The following is a 10,785-nucleotide window of genomic DNA, read 5'->3' on the forward strand; positions in this document are numbered from 1 at the left end:
CCGAACATAGCCGGATTCAAAAGGACGCATTCCCGGCGGACCCCGACACCTTGACGTCTCTCCTCCTCAACCGTCTGCCCGCTACCTTCACCTGCTGCCTTCTGCCTGCCACCTCGCCAGCAACCTCCGACTATTACTTTCCAACCTGTCACCTCGCCTGCTACCTCCTGCCTCCTGCCCGCTACCTCCGCCTGCCACCTCGCCTGCTGCCGTCTGCCCGCTATCTTCACCTGCTGCCTTCTGCCTGCCACCTTGCCTGCTACCTCCGACTACTACTTTCTTCCTGCCACCTCACCAACAACCTCCGACTACTACCTATTCGTTTCGATATTGTCTTCCGCGTTGTCATCGTGTTACTTCCCCCTCCTACTTCTATCGCGCTCCCGCCGTCCGATACACCGCCGCCGCAGCAGCCGCGCGGGTAACCGGTCCGAGCGGATTCAGCACGCCGTCGCCCTCGCCCTCAATAACACCGCCGCGCACCAGGGCGGCGATGCTCTCGACCGCATAATCGGCCACGTCGCCGCGGTCGAAGAAACCGGCAAGATCGGCCGTGTCGCCGGCTGCGTCCAGCATCCCCGCCAGCCGCATCGCCCGCGCCGTCAGCACCATCATGTCCTGCCGCGACAGTTCGCTGTCCGGAGCGAACCGGTTGTCGCCGATGCCCTGGCTGACGCCCAGTTGTTTGGCGATGCCGATTTCGGCGGCATACGGCCGATCGGCCGGGATGTCGGCGAAGTTGGCGTCCTCCTCCGCGGACAACCCGAGGGCCAGCACAAGCGCCCCGACAAAATCGGCCCGCGTAATGTTCGCCGCCGGACGGAACATGCCTTCCGCCGTCCCTTCCATCGCTCCTTTGGAGGCGAGCGCCTCGACGGCCGCTTGCGCCCAAGGCGTGTCGCCGAGATCGCCGAACGTCGCATGCTCGTAAGCGACCGCATACTTGCTGAAGTGGGTCGTCGTAAACACGATGGCGCCCGTCTCTGCGTCGTACCTGGCGTTCGGCACTTTGACCGATTTGCCTTTGCCGTCGATGTACCAGATCGCAATAAAGTCCGTGCCGAAGTCGGGATCGTTCATCTCCGCCGCAGTCGGCGTATAACGGACGGACACCGTCACCGGCGCTTTCGGGTTGTTCCATTTGACCGCCTCGCCGTCCGCCGATACGTTCAGCTCGACGACCGGCCGGTCGCCGATTTTGTTCTTCAGCTTCGGATCGGTAACGTCGTCCGCGTCGACCAGCGCGATCGAAACGGCGACATTCGCGGCTCCGGCGAGATCGTTCTTTTTGAACATGTCGCCCGGCAAGCTCAAGCTGCCCATCGGTGTTTCGATCTGCACCTTTTCCTTGCTGCTGCCGGATGCGAAAACGGACGTCGGCAATTGGGGCGCATACGCTTTGGCGCCGGGCGCCTCGTCCAGACGGAAGGAGACGACAGTGTTGCCCTTGGCGTCCTTCGTCGCATGCTGCCGGGCTTCGTCGTAAGCTTGCCGCGAAATGGCGCCCACCGCCGTGCCGTCCGCCGATACGACCGGCGTTACCGCCACCGGCATCGGCGAGACGGACGGTGTTGGCGAATCCGTCGGCGTCGGCGAGACCGAAGGCGTTGCGCTTGGCTTCACGCTTGGCGTAGCCGAAACGATCGGCGTCGGCGAGACGTTCGGCGTTGGCGTCGGCGTAACGGCAGGCGTCGGCGTCGATGTCGGTGTCGGTGTCGGCGTCTCCGGCGTTTGCCGGGCCACGATCGTAATCGTCGCCTGGGCGCGCGTATTTTCGTTGATCGTGTCCATGTTGCCCGAGGACGAGTCGTACGCCAGCAACCCTTCCAGCGTTATGGCGGCGCTGCCCGGCTTCAGCGCCTGGAATGTCATTTCGGCGATATCGAGCGACGCCTTGACCGCCCCGGTGATCGTATTGTTCAACAGGGCGTAGGTGTTGCGAACGAGATGGCCCGATTTTGCTTCATGCGCTGCGCTCTGCGCGTAGCCGTTCTTGTAGGCGATGCCGACCAGTTGCAGCTCGGTTTCGTCATATTCGAGCGTATATTGCAGCGCATACAGGTCGGTCGCTTGCGTTCCGCGCACGGTTGCTTTAAACGTGCCGCCTTCCTCCGCGCTGCCCGGTCCGGCAGCAAGGTCGATCCGGTTGCCGGACGCGGCCCGGGCAGGCGCCGGCGCGCCGAATGCGGCCCCCAGCGCGCACAGGAGCAGAACCGGGACCAGCAGCGTCGCCAAAGCTTGTTTCATCGGCTTCATCCACCTTCCTATGTTGTAAAAAAGCGCCCGCCCGCGCCAAAAAGCAAACGGACAGGCGCTTTCCCGCATGCCTTCTATCCGGCGTGCAGAATCAGTTTGCCTACGTACACGATATCGAACAGATTGACGATGCCGTCCTTGTTCATATCGCACTGCGGCACGTAGCCCGCATCGGCCGACGTGAGCATGAACTGTGCCGCCACTGCGATCAAATCGGCGATGTTGATGGCGTGGTCATGATTGAGATCGGCATTGGCGACGACTACTTCCTTCGGCACGTCCGCCGACGTAGCGCCGATCGCGCCGTTGCTGTCGCTCAGCTTCGACTGGGCGGCAATCGCGAAGCTTGTTTTCGCGTCGACATCGGCGCGGGCCGCGAACGTCAGCCGCAGCAGCTTCAGATCGCCGTTCCTTGCGCCGCTGCCGAGCACGGCGCCGATCACCCGGACGTGGCCGCCTGCGCTGTCGTCGTCATAATCGACATAGCCCGCGCCGGCGGTTTCCCCGGCTGTCGCAAATTCGTCGTCCAGCGCGACATTCGTCAGCGCGAACCGCGCCGGATCGTAGGAAATGCCGAGATCGAAGCCTTTCAGGTTGACGGCGGCGCGGGCTTGCACGGTCAGGACGACCGGCTGGCCGGCCCGGACAAGCGCCTGATCCGCTTCGAGCGCAAGCGTTGCCGGTCCCGCTGGCGCCGGCTCGGAGGAGATCAGCAGCTCCGGCTTATGGGCCGACTCCTTGCTGGCGAACTGCACCGTTTTGTTCTCGCCGGTTTTGCCTTTCAGCGCCAGGGACACGATCGAATCGGTCAACGCCTTGCCCTGCACGTAGCCGGTGACGTCGAAATCGACGTACTTCGGCGTAACGTCCACAATCGCGCCGCTGAGCGCGTTCGGGCCGGCGGCCGGAGCGTTGCTGCCGGTAATCGCCGGCTCCTGCCAGCTGTTGTCGTCCACGCCGAACGCGTAAGCCATTGCCGCGCCGGCGGCGGAGCCGTATACGCGCAGCTTCGCGCTGCCGATGCGCGGGCTTTCTTTGGCGATCGTCATCGGGCTGTTCCAGGCCATCAGGCCGAAGTAGCCGTCGCCCGGCACCAGATTGCTCGCATCCACATAAGAGGCGGCTAGCTGGCCGTCCAGCCACACGCGGATAAGCACGCCCGCCGCCGTGTTGACGGCGCTCAGGGAGACGCGCCGCGTCGCGCTGCCGGACAAGTCAACGTTCGTCACCTGGGAGAAGGCGGTATCGCCGGCATCGTTGTTGCCTTGAATTTCTATTTTGCCTTCCTGCAGAATGACGAGGTAATTGTTGCGCCACGGCCCTTGCGTCTTCGGATCCTTGGCCCGCAGCACGAACGCCGGCCAGGCGCTCGCCGCACCCGCGTCCGTCGTCAGGTTGACGGCAAACGTCTGCTGCAAATATTTGTGCCCGTAATACCAGGCGCTGCCTTGCGTGCCGGTCAGCTGCAGACTGCCGTTCGCCGCATTCAGCACGGCGCCGTCCGACTTCTCCCAATGGGCGGTATCGCTAATCAACCCGTCGATATCCGCGTTGGCGGCGGCAATCGTCATCGGGCTGGCCCACGCCATCAGGCCGAAGTAGCCGTCGCCCGGCACCAGGTTGCTCGCATCGGTATATTCGGCCGCCAGTTGGCCGTTCACCCATACGCGGATGACGACGCCGGCCGCCGTATTGACCGCGCTCAAGCTCACCTGCTTCGTTCCGCTGCCGGACAAGTCAAAGTTCACCGTATGGGCAAAAGCAGTGTCGCCCGCATCGTTGTTGCCCTGGATTTCGATCGCATCCGCATGCAGCACGACCAAATAGTTGTTGCGCCACGGCCCTTCCGTCAACGGATCTTTGGCCCGCAGCACGAAAGAAGGCCAGGCGCCTGCCGCATCCAGGTCCGTCGTCAGGTTGAGCGCAAACGAGTCATTGCCGTACTTTTGCCCGTAATACCAGGCGGTCGCCTGAGGGCCGGACAACGTCAGCGAACCGTAGACGGTGTCAAGCACGGACCCGCTTGTTTTTTGCCAATGGGCCGTATCGCCGACGATTGCGTCAACATTGACGGACGAGCCGGTTCCCTGGCGCAGATCAAATTTCAAATAAGCCGCTTTGTTCGCGCCGGCGCCGCCCGCCGATACGAGCAGTTCTTCGCTGGCGCCGTAATTGGCCGTCGCGTTGCTTCCGTCCGCCACATAAGCATCGGCGGTCGCAGCGACGCGGATCGTCGTCGCCGGCCCGGCCGTTCCCGCCGGAGTCGGAGACGGCGTCGCCGTAGGAGTCGCCGTGGGCGTTGCGGTTGGCGTTGCCGTCGGCGTCGGCGTTGGGGTTGCCGATGGCGTTGCCGTCGGCGTCGGTGTCGGATTCGGCGTATAAACGAACGGGAAATCCGCCTTCAGGCCGACCGTCGACACGTCGATGTTGACGAAGCCGAGCGCCAGCGCCGGCGATCCGGAGCTCACCATATAGTCGTAGCCCGCCGGATTGACGAACAGCGGATCGGCCGTGAGCGAATGCTGGTCGTACTTGTTGCCGTCCAGCGTTTTCCAGTTGGCAAGCGTATCGTTGCCCGGAATGCTTTCGACGTTGTACACGTTGTTCTGATGGTGGAACACATTGTTGTCGACATTGCCGACCGTATAATAGCTCGTGTTGTAAAACTGCGGATAGAAGCGGTAAATGTTGCTGCCGATCGCCGATGCGAAAATATTGTTCGTAATCGCCATATCGCGCGTCGTCTCCATGCCGTCGCCGACGGAATCGTCGGAGATGACCATGTCGCGCGACGCATAGTTGTCGGCCACGATGTTGTTGGACACGACGTGATTCGGCCCTTTGAGCAGGAACGGATAAAACCCGTTGCTCAAATTCATGTTCGTGTTGTGATGAATGACGTTGTTGGTGATCGTGACGTTGTTCGAGCTGGCGTCGAGATAAATGCCGACGTCCGTGCCCGAGAAGCCGCCCACGCTGTCGTGCATGACGTTGTGATCGATCACGTTGCCGGGGCCCGTTCCCCAGGTATAAATCATCCCGCCGTCCTGGCCGTCGTGGAACAGATCGGAAACGTCGTTGTACTGGATCAGGTTGTTTTTGGCGTTAACGAAATCCAGGTGGTTTTCTTCCGTAATCAGCGTGCCGTTGACGACCGTGCTGCTTGCGATCAGCGATTTCAGGTACCGGTACGTGTTGCCGGTCACTTCGATGCCGCCGAACGGGAAGTTGCGCACCATGTTGTGCGTAATTTCATTGTCTCCGCTGGAGTTGAGCACGATGGCCGAGCTGTGCCCGACCAGTTGGCCGCCGTCCTCGACGAGGTTGTTCGAAATCGTATTGAACTTGCTGATATAAGACGCGGCGATGCTCGGAAACGACTCCTCGCTGACGTCCTTGCTTTTGACCCGGATGCCGAAATAACCGCTGCCGCGGACCCAGTTGCCGTAAATCGTATTGTGCTGGGCATAGTTGTTCAGGTGAATGCCGCTGAAGCCGGCGTTAAGCACCTTGCAGAACCGGATCGCATTGTATTCGGCGTTCTCCATGAAGATGAGCCCTTCCAGCGCGGAAGAAACGTCATACGGCAAATAGTCGGTAAAATCGGACAGGTTGAAGGTCAGCCCTTCGAATTGCAGATGGGATACGGGCGTTGCGCGCGACGATCCGACCAGTCCGAGCACGCGGGTCGTGCGCGGCGCGGTAATCACCTGATCGGCGATCGGCAGCGCCTTCGGCCAGTAATACAAATACCCGCTCGCCTCGTCCAGATAAAATTCGCCCGGCGCATCGAGGAAAGCTTTGGAGCCCTGGAGGAAATAGCGGTTGTTCGGCTCCACTTCGTATGCGGTTTCGTTCGCCAGCGTAATCGTGAGCGTCGTTTCGTCGACGCCGGCAATCGGAACCGTCGATTGCTTGAAGCTGGTGCCCGACCAGACGTACGCCTGCGCATGGCTGAATTCGAAGCCGGCAGGCAAGTCGCCGGCCTTGTACACGAACTTCGTTTTGGCCGATCCGGCCACCTTGGACTCCACCTTCAGGTAGCCCGTGTTCGGGAATCGCGCCTTGACGCTGCGCACGTTGTTTTCGGTCAGCGTCTGGAATTTCCAGTCGGTGCCGACATACGCCTTGTAGATGCTGCCGGAATCCGCGGTCCAGCCGGTGATGCGCTGGCCGCCGTTGATGACCGGCTCCTCGTTCGCATAGTTCCGGTAATAAATGTCGTGGCCGTTGTTGCCCGAATCGCGCTCGTCAAAAACAAGCGTGGCGCTCTGATCGTACTGCCCGCCTCGCAGGTACACGACGATATCGCCGCTCATCGTGCCCTTGGTCGCGCGAATGACGTCCCGCGCCTTCTGGATCGTGGCGAACGGAGCGGCCAGCGTGCCTGCATTGGCGTCGTTTCCCGTCGGCGACACGTAATATTCGGCCTGAACGGCCGCGTAAGCGCGATTCGCCGTCGGCAACACGCTCGCCAAATTAAAAATGGCCATCGCAGCGATCAGCATTACCGCCAGCCATGCCCGGCGCCTGCCCTTGCTTCCGCTTCCGCGACCGCCGTCCGGCCCCATGCCCGCCGCGCGCCGCATCCTCTTTGCCGCTCCCGGCCCGCCGCCGGTTTGCCCCGTTCCCGTACGGGCTCTTGGAGCCGCCTGACCTGTAACCGTTTCCATCTCGTTCCGCCCTTTCTGTCGCAAGTTGCCCGGCGCTTGGCCGGGCAGCATCATCTTGGCATATTCGCCGTGCGGAAAGGTATTGCAAAGATCGTGAAATCCTGCGTTTTTGCGCTTCGCGGACAAAAGTGCACAACTTGCTTCGTTGTGCAGTTCAGCCGTTGCGGAAGCGATTGACGAACGCGATGGCGCCGCGGATGTCCGTCTCCGGATCGTCGCCGACCTCGCGTTCGATCGTCAGGTAGCCGGTATAACCGATGTCCTGCAGCGCGGCAAAATAACCGCGGAAGTCGACCGCGCCTTCGCCGAGCGGCGTCTCCAGCGCCTGGCGTCCGCCGGGGCCGGAGCCCGGCTTCCCGTCGTCCTCGTGCGGCACGTATTCGAGCGAGCTGTACACCCGCAGCGGATTGCGTTTGTCGAAGCGAATGCCGTCCTTCACGTGCGTATGCACGATGTAATCCTTCAGCGTATACACGCCGAGCACCGGGTCGTCGCCCGTCACCATCACGAAGTTGGCCGGGTCGTAGTTGACCGCCACGCCGTGCGTGCCGAGCGAATCGAGAAAGCGCCGCAGCAGCGAAGCCGTTTCCGGCCCGGTTTCGATCGCGAACTTGGCGTTGAGGCTTGCGGCGTATTGCCCGAGCTCCTCGCAGGCGTCGTGCATCGCCGCATAATAGCGGCTGTTCGGGTCCTGCGGCACGACGCCGATATGCGTCGTGACGATGCCGGTGCCGAGCTCGACCGCCAGATCGAGGATGCGCTTCGACTTTTCGATTTTGCCCGCGTTGGCCCTCATGTCCTGGAAACCGTGCCCTTCGGTCAAATCGCCGCACAGCGCCGAAACCTCCAACCCCAGCGAAGCGATGTAGTCCCGCAGTTCCTTGCGGTCCGCCGGCGTCAGGTTCGCCGGGTCCATCTCGCCTTTCACCGCGTACAGCTGCACGCCGTCCGCACCGACCGCCTTCGCCTTCTTCAGCCCTTCGCGTACGTCGACGCGAAAGCTGTCCACCAGTACCCCCACCCGATTCGTCCATCCGTTTGCGGCCATGCGCCGTCCTCCCGTCACAATCGAAGTTCGCGGCCCGTACGGGCCGACTCGTAAATGCCGCACAGCATCTTCATCATTTCCACCCCGTCCTCCACCGGACAAAGCGTTTCCTTGCCGTTCAGGCAGCAGTCGAGAAAATGGTCGATCTGCGGCCCGTATCCCCGCAGCGCGTCGATTTGCGGCGTCAGGTTGAGCAGCGTGTCGTGCCGCTCCGTGGCGATGACCAGCTCCGGCTCGATTTCCGCGCCGCCCTTGTCGCCGTAGAGGCGAATCGACGTTTCGTCCTGCTTCGCATGCAGCGAGAAGCTGACGTCGACGTACAGGGAAGCGCCGTTCTCGAAGCGGATCAGCGCATTCGCGTAGTCCTCGACGGTGTTGACGGACGGATCGAAGTCCGCCGCCTTGTAGTACGACAGGTTGCGGATGTTGGCGCGGTTGCCGAGCTTGCGGTAAACGTTGCCGCTGACGCTGGCCGCCCGCGGTTTGCCCATCAAATACCAGAGCACGTCGATGATGTGCACGCCGAGATCGATCAGCGGACCGCCGCCCGCGCGCTCCGCGTCCGCAAACCAGCCGCCCGGGTTGCCGATGCGGCGCAAGGTGGACGCTTTGGCCGTGTAGATGCCGCCCAGGTCGCCGGCGTCGACAAACGACCGCAGCGTCCGCACCTTGGAGGTGAAGCGGCGCACGTAGCCGATCTGCACCAGCTTGCCCGTGCGCCGGACGGCGGCTTCGATCCGCTCCGCTTCCTCCACCGACTTGCACAGCGGCTTCTCGACCAGTACGTGTTTGCCCGCCTCCAGCGCCGCAATCGTCAGCTCGGCGTGGCTGTCGTTCCACGTGCAGACGCTCACCGCCTCCAGCGCCGGATCGGCGAGCATCTCGAGATAGTCCGTATAGACGCGCGATACGCCGTATTTGGCCCCCGCCGCCTGCGCCCGCGCTTCATTGATATCGCACAGCGCGTACAGTTCGGCTTGCGGATGCTCCGCATAATGCTGCGTATGATAGCTCGAAATCGAACCGAGCCCGATGACGCCGACTTTGATCGTTTTCATCCTGGTTCATTGCCTCCCGTTGCCGTTATTGCCGGTACATTCACATTCAGAATGGAAAATAAAACGACATCCTCTCCGCCGGCAAAGAACCGCCGTATTCGCTTACTTCGAACGCTTCCGCGCATTGTACGCGCGAGCCGCGTTCCTCGCCGTACCGCTCCACCAGCTGCTGCCGGAACCGCTCGGCCGTATGCCCGTCCCGCCTCCGCATCCGCTCCCCGAGCCATTCCAGCCGCTCCGCTTCGCCCGCAGGTACGCTGGACAACGTGCCCGACGTCCACGGCAGCCACTCGTACAGCTGCGAAGCGTGGCGATGCAGCATCTGCGTTTTGAGCGGCATGACGTCGTCGATGTCGACGACGACGCTCGGCTCGAATACCGCCGGCTTGCGGAAATCGTCGTGCATGTACAACACGATCGGCCGGTAATCGAGCGCCGGCGTCAGCGGGCAAATCGCCGGCACGATAATCGCGTACGCCGAATCCTGGACGAGCACGGCCGTGTTGCGGTGATCGGGGTGGTAATCGTTCGGGCGGTGCGTGAAGATCAGATCCGGCTTGTACACCCGGATCAGCTTGATGATCCGCTCCCGCGTGCGCAGATCGGTCTCCAGCTTGCCGTCGTCGATGTCGAGCACGCGCGATTCGATGCCCGCCACGGCGCAGGCGTCGGCCGCCTCGCGCCGGCGAATTTGCGCCAGCCGGTGGCCGCTCGCCTCATGATGCCCGGCGTTCCCGTTCGTCACGGAAACGAAAGCGACCTCGTGCCCAAGCTGCCGGTATTTGATGCCGATGCCGCCGGTGCGGAACTCGCAGTCGTCGGGATGCGCCCCGATCATCAACACGCGCAGCCGCTTGTCTGCCATATCGATTCCTCCTTGTTCCTCACGTGTACGTGTTCAGCAGCTCGATCAGGCAACGCTCGTTCTCGCGAATGAGCGTGTATGCCGGATTGGCGCCGACGCTGCGGTATTTCACCACTTTGCGGTAAGGCGGCCGCATGCCGATTGCGGCGAACGTCTCCGGCGCTTCGGCGAACCGGCGCAGCGCCTGCTCCGCTCCGGCCCGGATCAGCTCGCGCGCGCGCTCCGGATGCATGTGCCTCGCGCCGTTGTTTTTCTGCCGATAGCCTTCGGCGCTGCATTCGTCGCCGCTGCCCGGATTGATGCCGCGTTTGACGCTCACCGTCTCCACGCCCGGCGTCAGCGCCTGCGCCTCCTGGGCGAACGCTTCGTCGCCGGAGCCGAAGATCGTGCGGATGCCCATCGTTTCGCCGCACATCGTATACAACCCGTATTCGCCTACCGACAAGCCGTTGACCTCGTAGTCGAGCACGCTGAACATCCCGGTGTGCGCCATGTGCGCGCACGGCGTTCCCGCCTTGGCATGCTGGCCGACAAACGCCATAACGTCGTACGACTCGTCCATCATGAGCGGATACGGTCCGGGCCAGGGCCCGCGCAAGTAGCCCGCGCGCCGGTCGAGCAGCAGTTGGTTGATCCCGCCGTGCCCGTGTCCGTCGATAACGTCGATTTCCGTAGCGCCGGCCGCGCAGAAGCCTTCGATCGCCGCATTGACCTCCAGCGTCAGCAGTCGTTTCGCCTCGTCGTAATAGCGCCCCTCCGGGACGGCCCATTGATCGAAGCCAAGCACGCCGCACACGCCTTCTAGATCGGTCATCATGTATACCTTCATGCTTCCACCCCGCTTGCCGATTTGCCGACGCTTGCCTTCCGGCGTTGCCGCCGCCC

6 protein-coding genes are annotated in these 10,785 nt (G+C 62.7%); all 6 read right to left on the reverse strand.

Annotated elements, in window-relative coordinates; all coding sequences use genetic code 11:
* Positions 1-372: 372 nt before the first annotated feature.
* Positions 373-2,247 (reverse strand): S-layer homology domain-containing protein, encoded by a 1,875-nt coding sequence (locus EXY20_RS04060; protein ID WP_135547940.1) that lies wholly within the window; start codon positions 2,245-2,247, stop codon positions 373-375.
* Between the two features lie 83 nt (positions 2,248-2,330).
* Positions 2,331-6,929 (reverse strand): CBM96 family carbohydrate-binding protein, encoded by a 4,599-nt coding sequence (locus tag EXY20_RS04065; RefSeq protein ID WP_167858971.1) that lies wholly within the window; start codon positions 6,927-6,929, stop codon positions 2,331-2,333.
* 154 nt (positions 6,930-7,083) lie between these two features.
* Positions 7,084-7,977 carry a sugar phosphate isomerase/epimerase family protein gene (locus EXY20_RS04070; RefSeq protein ID WP_135547944.1) on the reverse strand — a complete coding sequence of 298 codons (894 nt, stop codon included), beginning with the start codon at positions 7,975-7,977 and terminating at the stop codon, positions 7,084-7,086.
* Positions 7,978-7,991: 14 nt separating this feature from the next.
* Positions 7,992-9,035 carry a Gfo/Idh/MocA family protein gene (locus tag EXY20_RS04075; protein WP_135547946.1) on the reverse strand — a complete coding sequence of 348 codons (1,044 nt, stop codon included), beginning with the start codon at positions 9,033-9,035 and terminating at the stop codon, positions 7,992-7,994.
* A 46-nt stretch (positions 9,036-9,081) separates the two neighbouring features.
* Positions 9,082-9,900, reverse strand: coding sequence for a PIG-L deacetylase family protein (locus tag EXY20_RS04080; RefSeq protein WP_135547948.1), 819 nt, complete (start codon positions 9,898-9,900; stop codon positions 9,082-9,084).
* Positions 9,901-9,919: 19 nt separating this feature from the next.
* Complete coding sequence (locus EXY20_RS04085) at positions 9,920-10,729, reverse strand: M55 family metallopeptidase (RefSeq protein WP_135547950.1); 810 nt, start codon at positions 10,727-10,729, stop codon at positions 9,920-9,922.
* Between the last annotated feature and the right edge of the window lie 56 nt (positions 10,730-10,785).

Source organism: Paenibacillus cymbidii (assembly GCF_004764705.1).
GTDB lineage: Bacteria > Bacillota > Bacilli > Paenibacillales > NBRC-103111 > Paenibacillus_AN > Paenibacillus_AN cymbidii.

Excerpts from the sequence above, each read along its gene's own strand:
- EXY20_RS04085 (WP_135547950.1), bottom strand. The coding sequence starts at position 10,729 with ATGAAGGTATACATGATGACCGATCTAGAAGGCGTGTGCGGCGTGCTT.
- EXY20_RS04065 (WP_167858971.1), bottom strand. The coding sequence starts at position 6,929 with ATGGAAACGGTTACAGGTCAGGCGGCTCCAAGAGCCCGTACGGGAACG.
- EXY20_RS04075 (WP_135547946.1), bottom strand. The coding sequence starts at position 9,035 with ATGAAAACGATCAAAGTCGGCGTCATCGGGCTCGGTTCGATTTCGAGC.
- EXY20_RS04080 (WP_135547948.1), bottom strand. The coding sequence starts at position 9,900 with ATGGCAGACAAGCGGCTGCGCGTGTTGATGATCGGGGCGCATCCCGAC.
- EXY20_RS04070 (WP_135547944.1), bottom strand. The coding sequence starts at position 7,977 with ATGGCCGCAAACGGATGGACGAATCGGGTGGGGGTACTGGTGGACAGC.
- EXY20_RS04060 (WP_135547940.1), bottom strand. The coding sequence starts at position 2,247 with ATGAAACAAGCTTTGGCGACGCTGCTGGTCCCGGTTCTGCTCCTGTGC.